The following is a 15,428-nucleotide window of genomic DNA, read 5'->3' as shown; positions in this document are numbered from 1 at the left end:
GACGACGGGCCGCCCGCCCCCGGAGAACCCGGGAGCGGGCGGCCCGCCGTCGTGCCCGCCCGTACGGCGTCACGGCTCCTGGGGGAGCAGCACCCACAGGGCGAGGTAGATCAGGAACTGCGGGCCGGGCAGCAGGCAGGAGAGCAGGAAGATCAGGCGGACGGTCCACGGGGTCAGGCCGAAGCGCTCGGCGATCCCGGCGCAGACGCCGGCGATGACGCGGTTGTGACGGGGGCGGGCGAGACGGGCACTCATGTCGGCTCCTCGGGCTGGCGGCCCGGTCCGGCTGGTCCGGCGGGCGTACTTCCATGCTCGGCGTCCGCCGGCCCGAAAACCTCCGCCCACCAGGCGATTCTCCACCCTGACGGGTCACCGGGGAGGCGTAGGCCGGAGTCGGGGTCCGTCTCAGGGACGCCCCTGAGGCAAGGGCCCGCAGGGTGCGGGAAACCCGTTCGCAAAGCTGTACGACCGGGGGGATATGATTCCGCGGTCGCGGATGGTGGGGGGAAATTCGGCGGCGCCTGCACGGCCTCAAACGGCCCCTCACGCCTGCGATTTCGCACTCTTCTCGGGTTTTCGCCCGAACTCTTCCGTGAGGTTCCATTGCGTAGTCAGTCCCGCGGACTCCTCGCCGCAGCCGCCACCGCCGCCCTGGTCTCCGCTCTCGCCCTGGCCTCGGCCCCGGCCGCCCTCGCGACCCCGACGGCCGGTGCCGCGACCCAGGGCACCCGGGCCCAGTCCTCGCCGGTCACCGTTGCCTTCAGCGGCCTGCCGAGCACGGTCACGGCGGGTGGCACGCCGGTCGAGTTCACCGCGACCCTCAAGAACGCCACTGACCACCAGATGGATGTGCTGGGGTCGGTCTTCACCATCGCGGACACCATCGGCAGCAAGCCGAGCCAGTTCAAGCTGGAGTACCAGGCCCCCGGCACCGCGCAGTGGCGGGACGCCGAGGCGCGCGGCGGGATCAGCGGCGGCCTTTGGGACATCGACCGGAACGCCGGGCCGCACCTGGCGGCCGGCTCCGAGGCCGCCTACCGGCTGCGGCTCACCGTCACCGCCGACGCCCCGGCCGGCCGAGTGGGGGCGGGCTTCAACGCCATCGTCTCGGACCCCACCCTGCCGCCCGAGCAGCGCATCTCGAACGCGATGAGCGACTGCCCGAACCTGGTGATCGTCCCGCAGGTCACGCCGACCACTCCGGCGTCCACGCCCGCCGCCACGGCGGACGTCAAGCTCGACGGGATGCCCGCCACGTTCACGGCGGGCGGTGAGGCGAAGCCGTTCAAGCTGGTCCTCACCAACAACAGCGGCAAGGACATCCGTCTCGTGCCCGCGGTGGTGTTCCAGGGGCAGGCGGTACTCCCCTCCGGGACGGTCAAGTTCGAGTTCCAGGGGCCGAACGGCGATTGGTCGGAGGGCGCCCCCGGAGGCGACTCGGACCACCCGGCCTGGCTCTACATAGCGCTGCGGGCCGGCGGCAAGGACGCCGCCGTCATCGCCCTGCCGAAGGGCGGGACCCGGACGATCAACGTCCGGCTGGCCTTCACGAAGGACGCTCCGGCCCTCTCCGAGTCCCTGGGCGCGGTCGCCGGCAGCCTGCCCGGTGCCGGTGAGAGCGCGGCCGAGGCGTTCAGCCCGAAGGCCGACTTCAAGATCGAGGCTGCGGCGGACCCCACCGGCACCCCGGCCCCCACCTCCCCGGCCACCAGTGCGGCGCCGACCACCCCGGCCGCCACCACCGACCCGTCCACCGTCCCGGCCGTCCCGGCCGCGCAGGCCACCACCGGTGCGCCGAGCCCGGCGGCCGTCACTGAGCAGTCCGGCGACACCGCGCAGGCCGCCGTCGCCCCGGCCGCAGCGACCGGCACCCAGCTGGCCTCCACCGGCGGCGACTCCTCCGCCGCCCCGATGGCGATCACCGGCGCGACGGCGATCGCCCTTGGCGTCGGCACCCTGGTGGTGGCGCGCCGCCGCAAGGGCGCGCAGGGCGCCGGGAACTGACCCCATACGACCCGAAGGCCGGAAATGACTGGCTATGAGGTGCTGCGGGTCTTTTGCGGGCCCGACGGACGGCACGGCAACGAACTCGGTGTGGTGCGCGCCGGCGCCGCCGTGCCGGAGCGGGCGGAGCGGCAGGCCGTCGCGCGTGAACTCGGCTTCAGCGAGACGGTGTTCGTCGACGACCCGGAGCACGGGGAGATCGACATCTACACCCCGAGTGTGCGGCTGCCCTTCGCCGGTCACCCCTGCGTCGGCACGGCCTGGCTGCTCGGCGTGGACCGGCTGGTCACCGCGGCAGGCCCGGTGGCCGTCCGGCGCGAGGGCGGGCTGACCCGGATCGGCGCCCGGCCCGAGTGGGCCCCGGGGCGCACCCTGCGGCAGTACGGCTCGGCGGCCGAGGTGGACGCGCTCCGGGTGCCGCCTCCGGGGGAGTGGATCTACGCCTGGGCCTGGCAGGACGAGGCGGCCGGGACGGTCCGGGCACGGGCCTTCCCGGGCCGGGGCGACGGGATCGACGAGGACGAGGCGACCGGCGCGGCCGCCCTGCTGCTGACCGCCCGGCTCGGACGGGAGCTGACCATCACCCAGGGCCGGGGCTCGCAGCTGCTGACCGGGCCGCGTCCGGACGGGCTGATCGAGGTCGGCGGCCGGGTGGTGAAGGCGGAATCTCAGCCGACCGGCGGCGTCGGCTCCGCGTAGGCGCGCGGACGGGCCGCGGGTGCGACCGCCACCGTCGGGGCGACGGCGGCGGTCACCGGTGCGCCGGTCAGGACGGCGACCCGCGGTGCCCGCGGACTCGGCCGGCGGTCCCGCAGCAGGTGGCGCAGGCCGGGGACGAGGGCGAGGTGGGCGATCACCACGCCGATCACGGCGAACAGTATGTGGTCCACGTTGAGGACGTGCCCGGGTGTCCAGGAGGAGAGGAACTCCAGGCCGGTCGCCAGCAGGGCGGACACGCCGGTGGTGCGCAGGAAGGACGGCAGCCAGGGGGCCCGGATCCGGCCGCCAGCCAGCGGGAGCAGGACCCCGAGCGGGGCGAGCAGCAGGAACTCGCCGACCACCTGCCAGGTGGTGGAGGAGCGGAGCGAGGCGAGCGGCGTCAGGTTGGCGTCGTACACCCAGGCCACCGGCAGGGGTCTCAGCACGAGCCAGAGCGCCAGCGTCAGGTGGAGGGCCAGGCCTGCCAGCCCCGCCAGTCGGAGGGAACGGTGGACGGCCGCCGCCGGCCCCGTCTCGGTCCGCGCGCCGGAACGCTCGTCGCGTGTCCTGGTGCCATCTCGCTGCACGGGGGGAAGGACGTGAACCGGTGGCGCGGCGGTTCCACGCCGGGCGTGAACATTCCCGGACGCGCCCCTTCGCACCGCCTCCTCACTTACACGGCGAGGCCGTCGGCACCGCGCTGAACACGTTGTCCGGCGGCGGCGAACCGGGTGTCACCAGGGTGGGCGACGGGCTCGGGCTGGCGCTCGCCTTGGCCGCCGCGCCGCGGGCCGGGGTCGAGGCCGGGCCGGAGGGGGTGGCCAGGGCGGTCGGTACGTGTGGCGCGGTCGGGCAGGCGGTCCGGCTGGCGGGCGCGCCGGCGTCCACCGGTACGGCGGTCGGCCGGATGCCGCAGCCGGAGGCCAGCGCGAGCAGGAGCAGTACGCCGGCGGTGCGGCGCACGGTGGTGCGGGTGGGGGCGGTCACGTGGCGTCCTTGTCCTCGGCGGCGTCGCCGGCGGGGCGGCCCTCGGCCTCGCCCGCGGACGGCGGGGCCAGCGGCAGCGTCAGGGTGAACACCGCGCCGACCTCCCCGTTGGCCGCCGTGATCGTCCCCCCGTGGATCTGTGCGTTGGCCATCGCGATGGACAGCCCCAGACCGCTGCCCTCGGAGCGGGCGCGCCCCCGGTCGGCCTTGTAGAAGCGGTCGAAGACCAGCGGCAGCACGTCCTCCGGGATGCCGGGGCCGCTGTCGGAGACCTCGATCACGACCGAGTCCTCGGTCTGCCGGACCTTGACCCGCACCGGTGAGCCGCCGTGCTTGAGCGCGTTGCCGATCAGGTTGGCGAAGACCACGTCCAGTCGGCGCGGGTCGACCACGGCCAGGATGCCGCGGGGGGCGTCCAGTTCGACCGCGTCGTACCAGGCCCGGCCGTCGATGCAGGACATGATCAGGTCGGCGATGTCCACCTCGTCGGCGACCAGCTTGGCGGTGCCGGCGTCGAAGCGGGTCACCTCCATCAGGTTCTCCACCAGGTCGGACAGCCGCCGGGTCTCGCTCACCACGAGCCGGACGGCCGGCTCGATCATCGGGTCCAGCGACTCGGCCTCGTCCTCCAGGATGTCCGTCACCGCGGTCATCGCGGTCAGCGGGGTGCGCAGCTCGTGGGACATGTCGGCGACGAACCGCCGGCTCTGCGCCTCGCGCGCGCTCAGCTCCTCGACCTGCTCGTGCAGCGACTCCGCGGCCCGGTTGAACGTCCGCGCCAGGTCCGCGAGTTCGTCGGAGCCCTCGACCTCCAGTCGGGTGTCCAGGTGCCCCTCGCCGAGCCGCCGGGCGGCCTCGCCGAGCCGCTTGACCGGCCGCAGCACGGTCGCCGAGGCGGCCTGGGCGAGCAGCGCCGAGCCGATCAGCGCGAGCAGCGTCGCGATGGCCAGCGACCAGCCCAGGGTGTTGAGGTCGGCCCGCTCGTTCTCCAGCGACTTGAAGACGTACGCCGTCGGGCCGTTCGGCACCACCTTGGTGCCGCCGATCACGAACGGGTGACCCTCCAGGCTCTGCCGCTGCCAGTACAGGTGGTACGGGTACGGGTTGCTCTCGCTGACCTCGCGCGGCTTGGCGACGGTGGACTGCAGCGCCGCCGGCACGTCGGCCAGCGTGTAGTGCTGCGGGTCGGAGGAGGCCGGACACTCCGGGTGCGCCGGGTCGACCACCACCACGTCGTAACTCAGGCCGGAGCTCGCGACGTTGGAGGCCAGCGTGGCGAGCTCCGGGCAACTGGCGTTCAGCGGCAGGTCGGAGACGTTGCGGCTGAGCGAGACCCGGAAGTCGTTCAGCGCGGTGTCCTGGGCACGCTTGAGCACCGCGTCGCGGTTCAGCCAGTACGCGATGCCGGAGGCCGAGACAGCGGCGAGCAGCGCGACCGCCGCGAACACCGCGATCAGCCGCACCCGCAGGGAGCGCAGCTTCCGCCACCGGCCCGCGGAGAACCGTCGGGCAGTCTGCTGATGATCAGTCACAAGAGCCTGTCGTCGTACGGGAGTTCAGAATGCCTGGAGTGCGTGGTCAGACCGTCGGCGGGTCCAGTCGGTAACCGACGCCGCGCACGGTGCGGATCAGCGTCGGAGCGGACGGTACGTCCTCGACCTTCGCCCGCAGCCGCTGCACACAGGCGTCCACCAGACGCGAGTCGCCGAGGTAGTCGTGCTCCCAGACCAGCCGCAGCAACTGCTGGCGGGAGAGGGCCTGACCGGGCCGGCGGCTGAGCTCCAGCAGCAGCCGCAGCTCGGTCGGGGTGAGCTGGAGGTCCTGCCCGTCCTTGGTGACGGTCATCGCCGCCCGGTCGATCACCACGCTGCCGTACGCGGAGGAGTCCGAGCTCTCCCGCTCCCCGCGCCGCAGCACCGCCCGGATCCGGGCGTCCAGGACGCGCGGCTGCACCGGCTTCACCACGTAGTCGTCCGCGCCGGACTCCAGGCCCACGACCACGTCGATGTCGTCCGAACGCGCGGTGAGCAGGATGATCGGCAGCTGGTCGGTGCGGCGGATCCGGCGGCACACCTCGAAGCCGTCGATCCCGGGCAGCATCACGTCCAGCACGATCAGGTCGGGCCGCTGCTCCTTGAAGAGCTTCAGACCGTCCTCACCGGAGGCGGCGGTGGCCACGCGGTGGCCCTGGCGGGTGAGGGCGAGTTCGAGGCCGGTCCGGATGGCGTCGTCGTCCTCGATCAGTAGGAGGAAAGGCACGGCCCCATTTTGGCTCACCGGCGGCGGCGAATCACCCCCCGGACCGGTCACCGCCCGTACGGGAACCGGAAGGACGGCTACCGGCGTCCGGTAGGGGGGAGGCGGACCGGGACGAAAGGCCCGCCCCTGTGACACCCCTGTGACAGTCGGCGGACAGCGCCATCACAACCGGCGGGCAGGATTTTCCGTGTCGCCGCAGGACAGCGGGCCGCAAGGGCCGGCTGGAGGGCGGCAACAGGAACCGCTCGTACCGACCCAGGGGGCGCACGATGAACGCCACGCTTCAGACCCGGACCAACCCGGCTCTCCGCACCGCGCGTTCCTCAGCGACCACCCATCGGACCCGGTACGAGATCAGGACCGACGAGAACTCCGGTGCCGTAACCGTACGGGGGTGCGCGCACAGCACCGGTGGAAACCCTGTCGCACGCCGGGTGAGCGGCGGCGGCAGGACGGGGGAGCTGTACGGGATCGGCCGACTGGGGAGTGCGGTCGACTCCGCCAACACCCTCACGCTGCGGGGGATCCTCCCCGTCCGCGTCGAGGGCAAGGACGCCCTGGGGGGTAATGGGGGAACCAGGGGAACCGGGGGGAACAACGGCCTGCGGACGGTCGGTTCGGGGGAGCCGACCGGCCGCGAGGCCGCCGGTGCGACGCTGCTGCGGCTGAACCCCGCACCGGCCCGCACCACCGAGGCGGGACAGGGAGACGCGCAGGGGGAGCACTCGGCCGTCGCGGAGGACCACATCACGGAGTTCACCGCGTACGTGCGCGAGCGCCGCGCCTCCCTGTACGCCACGGCGTACCACCTGACCGGTGACCGCTACGAGGCCGAGGACCTGCTGCAGAGCGCGCTCTTCAGCACCTACCGGGCCTGGGGCCGGATCACCGACAAGGCCGCGGTCGGCGGGTACCTCCGCCGCACCATGACCAACCTGCACATCTCCGCCTGGCGGCGCCGCAAGGTCAACGAGTACCCGACCGAGGAGCTGCCGGAGACGGCCGGCGACACCGACGCGATGGGCGGCACCGAGCTGCGCACCGTGCTCTGGCAGGCGCTGGCGAAGCTGCCGGAGAACCAGCGGACCATGCTGGTGCTGCGGTACTACGAGGGCAAGACCGACCCGGAGATCGCCGACGTGCTGGGGATCAGCGTCGGCACGGTCAAGAGCAGCATCTGGCGCGCCCTGCGCCGGCTGCGCGACGACGAGCACCTGAACAAGTCGGGCGACACCGTCCGGGCGTTCGGCGAGCTGGTCGCGTAGGACTCACGGAGGACTACGGAGGACTCCCGTCGGGGGACGGGTAGCGGACGGTTGCGGTTCGGGGGCACCGACTCGGGGGAGCGGGTGCCAGTGGGGAGCCGAGAGCCGTTCGGGAAGGCGACGGGCCCGGTGCGGGGGAGACGCACCGGGCCCGTCGTCGCTGTTCGGTGGATGCCCCAGGGCCTCAGACCGCCGAGAGCTCGCGCCGCCCGGCCGCCGCGCGGACCCGGCGGTAGGCCTCCGGCCCGGTGCACGGGTACGAGCCCAGCGAGACCTGCCGCCCGACGATGGAGCGCTCGGCCCGCATCAGCCGGAATCCCCGGCGCAGCAGCAACGGCAGCGACTTGCGGCCCTCGCGGACGTCCCGGCGCAGCCGGCGCCAGGCCGTGGTGAGCGCGCCGTTGCGCAGGCACAGGGCGTCGCCCAGCAGGCCCTCGGCGGCGCACTCCGCGACGATCTCGGCGGCGAAGATGCCCTCCGCGATGAACGCGGTCGCGCGGCCCAGCTCCAGGCCGCGGGTGGCGATCCGGCCGTTGTCCGGGATCGAGTACACCGGCACGTCCGCGCGCCCGTGCTCGTACAGCGCGCGGATCGCGGCGACGGCCTGGTCACGGTGCCAGGCGAGCGGGGAGTCCCAGTCCACGGCGCCGTCCGGCAGCCGGGGCAGGGTCGGGTCGTCCCCGTCCTTGTAGAAGTCGTCCAGCTGGAGCACCGGCAAGCCGCTGCGCTCGGCGAGCGAGGACTTCCCCGATCCGGAGGGTCCGGAGAGCAGGATCACCCGGGCATGGGCCGGCGGGGCGGGATTCATGGGGGAGTCACTCACGGGACACCAGTCTGACGCATCCCGGCCGGTTGCCGAAACCAGTGCGCTCAGAACTTCCGGGCCGCCGGGGCGACCAGGGCGGGGTGGATCACCGGCGGGTAGCGGCCGTCGACGAAAGCCGCCGGAACACCGACGGACCCGCGCCAGGGGGGAGAGGCGCGGGTCCGTCCAATGACCGTCCGGGCCCCGGGGGGGAGAGGGCACTGGGGACGGCCAGTCTGTGGAGTTGTCAACCGGTTGGTGGCGGAGGGTCAGATCCCCATCGGGTGCCAGACCGTCTTCGTCTCCAGGAACGAGAGTAGCCGGTCCGTTCCGGGCGCATCCGTCCAGTCCTGGGCGAACGGGTCCAGCTCCGGACGGACCACCCGCTTCAGGGTATCCGCGGCGGCGGCTTCCAGGGCGGGCGCCGCGCCGGGGCCGTCGGAGGCGATGGCCCCGGTGAGGTCCAGCGCGTTGACGTCCTGGTGCGAGGCCAGCGTGGGGGCGATGTCCGCGGTCCGGCCCGAGATGATGTTGACCACGCCGCCCGGGACGTCCGAGGTGGCCAGCACCTCGCCCAGCGACAGCGCGGGCAGCGGGGCGTCCGCGGCGGCCGCGACCACGACCGTGTTGCCGGTGGCGATCGCCGGGGCGATCACCGAGACCAGGCCGAGCAACGAGTGCCCGTACCCGGCCTGCGGCGCGACGATCCCGACCACGCCGGTCGGCTCCGGGGTGGACAGGTTGAAGTACGGCCCGGCCACCGGGTTGGCGCCGCCCGCGATCTGGGCGACCTTGTCCGTCCAGCCCGCGTACCAGACCCAGCGGTCGATCGCGGCGTCCACCAGCGCGGCGGCCTTCTTCGGGCCGATGCCCTCGGAGACGGCCACCTCGGCGGCGAACTGCTCGCGCCGGCCCTGCAGCATCTCGGCCACCCGGTACAGCACCTGGCCGCGGTTGTACGCGGTGGTGCCGGCCCAGCCCTTGACCGCCGCGCGGGCGGCCACGACGGCGTCGCGGGCGTCCTTGCGGGTGCCCAGCGGGGCGTTGGCGAGCCACTCGCCCTTTGCGTCGGTCACCTCGTACACCCGCCCGCTCTCGGAGCGCGGGAACTTCCCGCCGACGTACAGCTTGTAGGTCTTGAGGACGTCAAGACGCGCGAAGGTCGTGTCAGACATCGAGGTAGGCCTCCAGACCGTGGCGGCCACCCTCGCGGCCGTAGCCCGACTCCTTGTAGCCGCCGAACGGCGAGGTCGGGTCGAACTTGTTGAAGGTGTTGGCCCAGACCACACCGGCCTTGAGCTTGTTGGCCATCCAGAGGATGCGCGAGCCCTTCTCCGTCCAGATGCCGGCGGAGAGGCCGTACGGGGTGTTGTTGGCCTTCGCGACCGCCTCGTCGGGGGTGCGGAAGGTCAGCACCGACAGGACCGGGCCGAAGATCTCCTCCTGGGCGATCCGGTGGGCCTGGCTGACGCCGGTGAACAGGGTCGGCTTGAACCAGAAGCCGGTGCCCGGCAGCTCGCAGGCCGGCGACCAGCGCTCGGCACCCTCGGCCTCGCCGGCCTCGGTCAGCGCGGTGATCCGGGCCAGCTGCTCGGCCGAGTTGATGGCGCCGATGTCGGTGTTCTTGTCCAGCGGGTCGCCGACCCGCAGGGTGCCCATCCGGCGCTTCAGGGCCTCCAGCAGCTCGTCCTGGATCGACTCCTGGACCAGCAGGCGCGAGCCCGCGCAGCAGACGTGGCCCTGGTTGAAGAAGATGCCGTTGACGATGCCCTCGACCGCCTCGTCGATCGGCGCGTCGTCGAAGACGATGTTCGCGGCCTTGCCGCCCAGCTCCAGCGAGAGCTTCTTGCGGGTGCCGGCCAGCTGCTTGGCGATGGCCCGGCCGACCTGGGTGGAGCCGGTGAAGGCGACCTTGTTGACGTCCGGGTGCGCGGTCAGCGCGGCGCCGGTGCGGCCGTCACCGGTGACGATGTTGACGACGCCCTTCGGCAGACCGGCCTGGCGGCAGATCTCGGCGAAGCGCAGCGCGGTCAGCGGGGTGGTCTCGGCCGGCTTGAGGACGACCGTGTTGCCGGTCGCCAGCGCGGGCGCGATCTTCCACGCCAGCATCATCAGCGGGAAGTTCCACGGGATGACCTGGCCGGCCACGCCCAGCGGCTTCGGGTTCGGGCCGAAGCCCGCGTAGTCCAGCTTGTCCGCCCAGCCCGCGTAGTAGAAGAACCACGCGGCGACGGTCGGGATGTCGAAGTCGCGGGTCTCGCGGATCGGCTTGCCGTTGTCGATCGACTCCAGCACGGCCAGCTCGCGGCTGCGCTCCTGGACGATCCGGGCGATCCGGAACAGGTACTTGGCGCGCTCGCTGCCGGGCAGCGCCGACCAGTCCGCGAAGGCCTTGCGGGCGGCGGCGACGGCGCGGTCCACGTCCTCGTCGGTGCCCTGGGCGAACTCGGCGAGCACCTGCTCGGTGGCCGGGTTGACCGTCTTCAGGGCCTCGCTGCCGGAGGAGTCGACGAACTCGCCGCCGATGAAGTGGCCGTACGAGGTGGCGATGTCACCCGCGGCGGCGGGGGACTCGGGGGCCGGTGCGTACTCGAAGAGGCCGGCCTTGCGCACGGGCTCCTCGATGTTCTTCTTCTTGGCCATGGTGATCAGTCCACCGTCACGTAGTCGGGGCCGGAGTAGCGTCCGGTGGCGAGCTTCTGGCGCTGCATCAGCAGGTCGTTGAGCAGGCTGGAGGCGCCGAAGCGGAACCAGTGCGGGGTCAGCCAGTCGTCGCCGAGGGTCTCGTTGACCATCACCAGGTACTTCATCGCGTCCTTGGTGGTCTTGATGCCGCCGGCGGGCTTCACGCCGACCTGGACGCCGGTCTGCGCGCGGAAGTCGCGGACCGCCTCCAGCATCAGCAGGGTGACCGGCGGGGTCGCGTTGACGGCGACCTTGCCGGTGGAGGTCTTGATGAAGTCGGCACCGGCCAGCATCGCCAGCCAGGAGACGCGACGCACGTTGTCGTACGTCTGCAGCTCGCCGGTCTCGAAGATCACCTTGAGGTGGGCGTAGCTGCCGTCGGCGCGCTTGCACGCCTCCTTGACGGCGACGATCTCGTTGAAGACGTCGAGGTAGCGGCCGGAGAGGAAGGCGCCGCGGTCGATCACCATGTCGATCTCGTCGGCACCCGCGGCCACCGCGTCGGCGGTGTCGGCGAGCTTGACCGGGAGGGCGGCGCGGCCAGCCGGGAAGGCGGTGGCCACGGAGGCGACCTGGATGTCGGTGCCGCGCAGGGCGTCCTTCGCGGTGGCGACCATGTCGGGGTAGACACAGATGGCGGCGACGCGCGGGGTGGTCGGGTCGGTCGGGTCGGGGGTCCTGCCCTTCGCGCACAGGGCGCGCACCTTGCCGACCGTGTCCGCGCCCTCCAGCGTGGTCAGGTCGATCATGGAGATCGCCAGGTCGATGGCATTGGCCTTCGCCGTGGTCTTGATCGAGCGGGTACCGAGGGCGGCGGCACGCGCCTCAAGGCCGACCTGGTCGACGCCGGGCAGGCCGTGCAGGAAGCGGCGGAGTGAGGCCTCGGACGCCGCAACGTCCGCGAGGCCGCTGCCCGCAACGCCGGGGGCATTGGCTGCAACAGTGGACATAGTCACCAGAGCAGCATATCTACGCGCGTAGTCGACCGCTAGGGCGCCCGCCATTCGTGGCCGGACCGAGACCTGCTGGTGAGGGGCATGGGGCAGAATCGATGCCATGACCGAATCCGACGGCAAGCCCCACCAGGGCTCGGCCGCCCCCGACGGGGAGCCCGAGTACGCGGACCGAGTTTACCGCTCCGTCCCCGGCGTCATCTCCGGCGTGTTCCTGCTGGTCGTCGCCGCCTGGCTGATCGGCGACGCGGTGGTGACCGGCACCGGGAAGACCCCGTACGTCGCCCTCGCGGCCGTCCCGGTGTTCGCCCTGCCGGTGATCGCCTACACGCTGCGCCCGGCGGTGCTGGCCAACAGGAGCCGCCTGCTCGTCCGCAACCCGTGGCGGACCATCACCGCCCCCTGGGCCTCGGTGGACGCCCTGCGCTCGGGCTACTCGGTCGAGCTCCTCGCCGGCGGCAAGAAGTACCAGGTCTGGGCCGTCCCGGTGTCCCTGCGCCAGCGCAAGCGCGCCACCCGCGCCCAGACCCGCGGCGCCGCCGAGCACGCCTCCCGGATGGGCATGGTCTTCGGCCGTCAGACCAACCCGGTGGTCCAGGGCTCCCCGGACCCCACCCGCGCCTGGTCCGACCAGATCACCGACGTCCTCCAGGGGATGGCCGAGCGCAACGCCACCCGCCCCGACGCCGCCGGCCCCGTCGTCGTCCAGTGGTGCTGGTGGGTCATCGCCCCCACCCTGGCCGGCCTGGTCGCCCTGATCACGGTGATCACGGTCTGACCTGACGAACGCAACGAAAGGGCCCGCCGGTGTGTACCGGCGGGCCCTTTCCCGCGGGTGGGTCAGATGCCCGCGGCCTGGGCGAGGTCCTGCTTGACGGCGGCGAGGAGTTCGGCGGCGCGGGTGCGGGTGGCGGCGAGGTCGGCCGCGGTGGCGACCGGGAGGACGACCTCCAGGTAGCACTTGAGCTTGGGCTCGGTGCCGGAGGGGCGGACCACGATGCGGGCGGAGCGGACGGACTCGCCGGCGAGGTAGTAGCGCAGGCCGTCGGTCGGGGGCAGGTCGGCGGAGCCGGCCGAGAGGTCGTCGGCACGGGTGACGGTCAGGCCGGCCAGGACGGTCGGGGGCCGTTCGCGCAGGCGGCGCATGGCGTCGGCGATCAGCGAGAGGTCGTGGACCCGGACGGAGAGCTGGTCGGTGGCGTGCAGGCCGTGCTCCAGCGCCAGGTCGTCCAGCAGGTCGGTCAGGGTCCGGCCGGACTTCTTGAGGGTCGCGGCGAGCTCGGCGACCAGCAGGGCGGCGGTGATGCCGTCCTTGTCCCGGACGCCCTCCGGGTCGACGCAGTAGCCGAGCGCCTCCTCGTAGCCGTAGCGCAGGCCCTCGGCGCGGGAGATCCACTTGAAGCCGGTCAGCGTCTCGGCGTAGCCCAGGCCCGCCGCCTCGGCGATCCGGCCGAGCAGGGTGGCGGAGACGATGGTGGTGGCGAAGGTGCCCTCGGCCTTCTTGGCGACCAGGGCGGAGCCGAGCAGCGCGCCGACCTCGTCGCCGCGCAGCATCCGCCAGTCGGAGGTGCCGTTGCCGCTGCCGGCCGCGTTGGCGTTGGTGGGGACGGCCACCGCGCAGCGGTCCGCGTCCGGGTCGTTGGCGATCACGATGTCCGGGCCGACCTCGGCCGCGGTGCGGAAGGCGAGGTCCATCGCCCCCGGCTCCTCCGGGTTGGGGAAGGCCACGGTCGGGAAGTCCGGGTCGGGCTCGGCCTGCTCGGCGACCACGGTGGGCGCCGGGAAGCCGGCCCGGCGGAAGGCGGCGACCAGGGTGTCGCGGCCGACGCCGTGCATCGGGGTGTAGACCACGTCCAGCTCGCGCGGGCTGTGCTCGTCGACGATGGAGACGGCCCGGGTCAGGTAGGCCTCGATGACGTCCTCGCCGAGCACCTCCCAGCCCTCCTCGGCGCGCGGGACGTCGTTCAGCGAGCCGATCGCGTCGATCTCGGCGGCGATCCCGGCGTCGGCCGGCGGGACGATCTGCGAGCCGTCGCCCAGGTAGACCTTGTAGCCGTTGTCCTGCGGCGGGTTGTGGCTGGCGGTGACGGTCACTCCGGCGGCCGCACCCAGATGGCGGATGGCGAAGGCGAGCACCGGGGTCGGCAGCGGGCGCGGCAGCAGCGCGGCGCGCAGGCCGGCGGCGACCACCACGGCGGCGGTGTCGCGGGCGAAGTCGTACGACTTGTACCGGGCGTCGTAGCCGATGACGACCAGGTCGCCCAGGTTCTCCTTCTTGACGTACGCGACCAGGCCGGCGGCGGCCCGGATCACCACGGCGCGGTTCATCCGCATCGGGCCGGCGCCGAGTTCGCCGCGCAGGCCGGCGGTGCCGAACTGGAGGCGGTCGGCGAAGCGCTCGGTGAGCTCGGCCCACGCGAGCTTGCTGTCCGTCTCGGCCTCCGGGGCCTCGGCCCGGGCCATCAGGGCGGTCAGCTCTTCGCGGGTCTGCGGGTCGGGGTCCTCGGCCAGCCAGGTCCGGGCCCGGGCGAGGAGGTCGGTGGTGGGTGCCTGCGTCATCCCAACTCCTTGAGTGAATACCCGGGACACGGCCCGGAGCGTCTGAACGGGTGAAACTCTCTGTGTTTCCTCGGTTGCGACAAGTATTCGCCGAGGTCTACCACCGGATTGGCGGGAAGTCAGGTCCGTGGAGCTGGTGTAGAGCCGGTGGGCGGCACACCGTCCCTCGCCGGTGATCCGGGCCGGCAACCGGCAGTGAAGCAGAAGTGCCCGCTCGCGAGAGGGAGCGGCCGCGACTTCGGTCGCGGCGAGGTCAAGTCGCCCGCTCCATCGGGTGGCATGCGGACGGGGCCCGCGGGAAGGCGTGATCAGCGGATCACGCCGCCCGTGGGCCCCGTCACTCATGATTCTGCGCCCGGCAGGCGTCAGATCCGCTCCAGGACCTTCGCCAGCAGCTCGCCCATGCGCTCGGCGGAGGCCTTGCCGGCCTCCAGCACCTCTTCGTGGTTGAGCGGCTCGCCGGTCATGCCGGCGGCCAGGTTGGTGACCAGGGAGATGCCGAGCACCTCGGAGCCGGCCTCGCGGGCGGCGATGGCCTCCAGGGTGGTGGACATGCCGACCAGCTCGCCGCCGATCACCCGGGCCATGTTGACCTCGGCCGGGGTCTCGTAGTGCGGGCCGCGGAACTGGACGTAGACGGCCTCGTCCAGGGACGGGTCGACCTCGTGGCACAGGGCGCGCAGGCGCTTGGAGTACAGGTCGGTGAGGTCGACGAAGTTGGCGCCGACGATCGGGGAGTCCGCGGTCAGGTTGATGTGGTCGCGGATCAGCACCGGCTGGCCGGGCACCCAGCCCTCGCGCAGGCCGCCACAGCCGTTGGTGAGGACGATGATGCCGCAGCCGGCCGCGGCGGCGGTGCGCACGCCGTGGACGACGGTGGCCACGCCGTGGCCCTCGTAGTAGTGGTTGCGGCCGAGGAAGATCAGGGCGCGCTTGTCGCCGATCTTCACCGAGCGGATCTTGCCGGCGTGGCCGGCGACGGCGGGGGCGGGGAAGCCCGGGAGCTCGGTGACCGGGAACTCGGCCACGGTCTCGCCCAGGGCGTCGGCGGCCGGCACCCAGCCGGAGCCCATCACCAGGGCGACGTCGTGCCGCTCGGCACCGGTCAGCTCGCGCAGGCGCTCGGCGGCGGCCTGGGCGGCGGCGTAGGGGTCGGTGGAGACGACCGACTGAGGAGAAGCGTTCACGGATCCGAGGATAGACGGGAATCGG

General features: G+C 72.8%; 15 protein-coding genes. 4 read left to right on the top strand and 11 right to left on the bottom strand.

The genetic code is table 11. From position 1 onward, the window contains the following. Positions 1–69 precede the first annotated feature (69 nt). Positions 70–255 (bottom strand): PspC domain-containing protein, encoded by a 186-nt coding sequence (locus ACWC9T_RS01700; RefSeq protein WP_207813471.1) that lies wholly within the window; start codon positions 253–255, stop codon positions 70–72. 348 nt (positions 256–603) lie between these two features. Here ACWC9T_RS01700 and ACWC9T_RS01695 point away from each other — a divergent pair, with 348 nt between their 5' ends. Both ACWC9T_RS01695 and ACWC9T_RS01690 read left to right on the top strand, forming a co-directional pair. Then, positions 604–2,004 carry an LPXTG cell wall anchor domain-containing protein gene (locus ACWC9T_RS01695; RefSeq protein WP_449819069.1) on the top strand — a complete coding sequence of 467 codons (1,401 nt, stop codon included), beginning with the start codon at positions 604–606 and terminating at the stop codon, positions 2,002–2,004. Positions 2,005–2,028: 24 nt separating this feature from the next. Next, entirely contained in the window at positions 2,029–2,703 is a 675-nt protein-coding gene (locus tag ACWC9T_RS01690) for a PhzF family phenazine biosynthesis protein (protein WP_449819068.1), read from the top strand. On the opposite strand, the gene ACWC9T_RS01685 is transcribed toward ACWC9T_RS01690, so the two are convergent. The 4 genes from ACWC9T_RS01685 to ACWC9T_RS01670 form a co-directional block, all read right to left on the bottom strand. Further along, positions 2,673–3,164: a VanZ family protein gene (locus ACWC9T_RS01685; RefSeq protein ID WP_449819192.1), complete on the bottom strand. Its 492-nt coding sequence runs from the start codon at positions 3,162–3,164 to the stop codon at positions 2,673–2,675. The genes ACWC9T_RS01690 and ACWC9T_RS01685 overlap by 31 nt on opposite strands. Positions 3,165–3,372: 208 nt before the next feature. Next, complete coding sequence (locus ACWC9T_RS01680; RefSeq protein WP_449819067.1) at positions 3,373–3,690, bottom strand: hypothetical protein; 318 nt, start codon at positions 3,688–3,690, stop codon at positions 3,373–3,375. Next, a complete protein-coding gene (locus ACWC9T_RS01675) occupies positions 3,687–5,222 on the bottom strand; it encodes an ATP-binding protein (RefSeq protein WP_449819066.1) in 1,536 nt (511 codons plus the stop codon). Before ACWC9T_RS01675 ends, ACWC9T_RS01680 begins: the two co-directional genes overlap by 4 nt. A 46-nt stretch (positions 5,223–5,268) precedes the next feature. After that, positions 5,269–5,949 carry a response regulator transcription factor gene (locus ACWC9T_RS01670; protein ID WP_355669748.1) on the bottom strand — a complete coding sequence of 227 codons (681 nt, stop codon included), beginning with the start codon at positions 5,947–5,949 and terminating at the stop codon, positions 5,269–5,271. A gap of 524 nt (positions 5,950–6,473) precedes the next feature. Between ACWC9T_RS01670 and ACWC9T_RS01665 the strand changes: the two genes are divergently transcribed. Beyond that, positions 6,474–7,214, top strand: a complete 741-nt coding sequence (locus tag ACWC9T_RS01665; RefSeq protein WP_449819191.1) for a SigE family RNA polymerase sigma factor — start codon at positions 6,474–6,476, stop codon at positions 7,212–7,214. Positions 7,215–7,398: 184 nt separating this feature from the next. Here ACWC9T_RS01665 and ACWC9T_RS01660 read toward each other — a convergent pair whose 3' ends face one another. The 4 genes from ACWC9T_RS01660 to deoC all read right to left on the bottom strand — a co-directional run bounded on the left by ACWC9T_RS01660 (position 7,399) and on the right by deoC (position 11,654). Then, positions 7,399–8,037, bottom strand: coding sequence for an ATP-binding protein (locus ACWC9T_RS01660; RefSeq protein WP_449819065.1), 639 nt, complete (start codon positions 8,035–8,037; stop codon positions 7,399–7,401). A 251-nt stretch (positions 8,038–8,288) separates the two neighbouring features. Next, positions 8,289–9,194: an aldehyde dehydrogenase family protein gene (locus ACWC9T_RS01655; RefSeq protein ID WP_449819064.1), complete on the bottom strand. Its 906-nt coding sequence runs from the start codon at positions 9,192–9,194 to the stop codon at positions 8,289–8,291. Next, entirely contained in the window at positions 9,187–10,662 is a 1,476-nt protein-coding gene (locus ACWC9T_RS01650; RefSeq protein WP_449819063.1) for an aldehyde dehydrogenase family protein, read from the bottom strand. The genes ACWC9T_RS01655 and ACWC9T_RS01650 overlap by 8 nt, the downstream gene beginning before the upstream one ends. A gap of 5 nt (positions 10,663–10,667) precedes the next feature. Beyond that, complete coding sequence (gene deoC / locus ACWC9T_RS01645) at positions 10,668–11,654, bottom strand: deoxyribose-phosphate aldolase (RefSeq protein ID WP_449819062.1); 987 nt, start codon at positions 11,652–11,654, stop codon at positions 10,668–10,670. A gap of 106 nt (positions 11,655–11,760) precedes the next feature. On the opposite strand from deoC, the gene ACWC9T_RS01640 reads away from it, so the two are divergent. Next, the gene (locus ACWC9T_RS01640; protein ID WP_449819061.1) at positions 11,761–12,435 is read left to right on the top strand and encodes a PH domain-containing protein; all 675 of its coding nucleotides are present in this window, start codon (positions 11,761–11,763) and stop codon (positions 12,433–12,435) included. Between the two features lie 62 nt (positions 12,436–12,497). Here ACWC9T_RS01640 and ACWC9T_RS01635 read toward each other — a convergent pair whose 3' ends face one another. Together ACWC9T_RS01635 and ACWC9T_RS01630 are read right to left on the bottom strand one after the other, a co-directional pair. Then, positions 12,498–14,216: a phospho-sugar mutase gene (locus tag ACWC9T_RS01635; protein WP_449819060.1), complete on the bottom strand. Its 1,719-nt coding sequence runs from the start codon at positions 14,214–14,216 to the stop codon at positions 12,498–12,500. A gap of 365 nt (positions 14,217–14,581) precedes the next feature. Beyond that, positions 14,582–15,403, bottom strand: coding sequence for a purine-nucleoside phosphorylase (locus tag ACWC9T_RS01630; protein WP_355669754.1), 822 nt, complete (start codon positions 15,401–15,403; stop codon positions 14,582–14,584). Positions 15,404–15,428 lie beyond the last annotated feature (25 nt).

This window comes from Kitasatospora sp. NPDC001159, from assembly GCF_053598235.1.
The sequence above is the reverse complement of the archived record's forward strand: the minus strand, read 5'-3'. Positions and strand labels throughout refer to the sequence as shown.

Excerpts from the sequence above, each read along its gene's own strand:
- ACWC9T_RS01640 (WP_449819061.1), top strand. The coding sequence starts at position 11,761 with ATGACCGAATCCGACGGCAAGCCCCACCAGGGCTCGGCCGCCCCCGAC.
- deoC (WP_449819062.1), bottom strand. The coding sequence starts at position 11,654 with ATGTCCACTGTTGCAGCCAATGCCCCCGGCGTTGCGGGCAGCGGCCTC.
- ACWC9T_RS01650 (WP_449819063.1), bottom strand. The coding sequence starts at position 10,662 with ATGGCCAAGAAGAAGAACATCGAGGAGCCCGTGCGCAAGGCCGGCCTC.
- ACWC9T_RS01690 (WP_449819068.1), top strand. The coding sequence starts at position 2,029 with ATGACTGGCTATGAGGTGCTGCGGGTCTTTTGCGGGCCCGACGGACGG.
- ACWC9T_RS01700 (WP_207813471.1), bottom strand. The coding sequence starts at position 255 with ATGAGTGCCCGTCTCGCCCGCCCCCGTCACAACCGCGTCATCGCCGGC.
- ACWC9T_RS01655 (WP_449819064.1), bottom strand. The coding sequence starts at position 9,194 with ATGTCTGACACGACCTTCGCGCGTCTTGACGTCCTCAAGACCTACAAG.
- ACWC9T_RS01635 (WP_449819060.1), bottom strand. The coding sequence starts at position 14,216 with ATGACGCAGGCACCCACCACCGACCTCCTCGCCCGGGCCCGGACCTGG.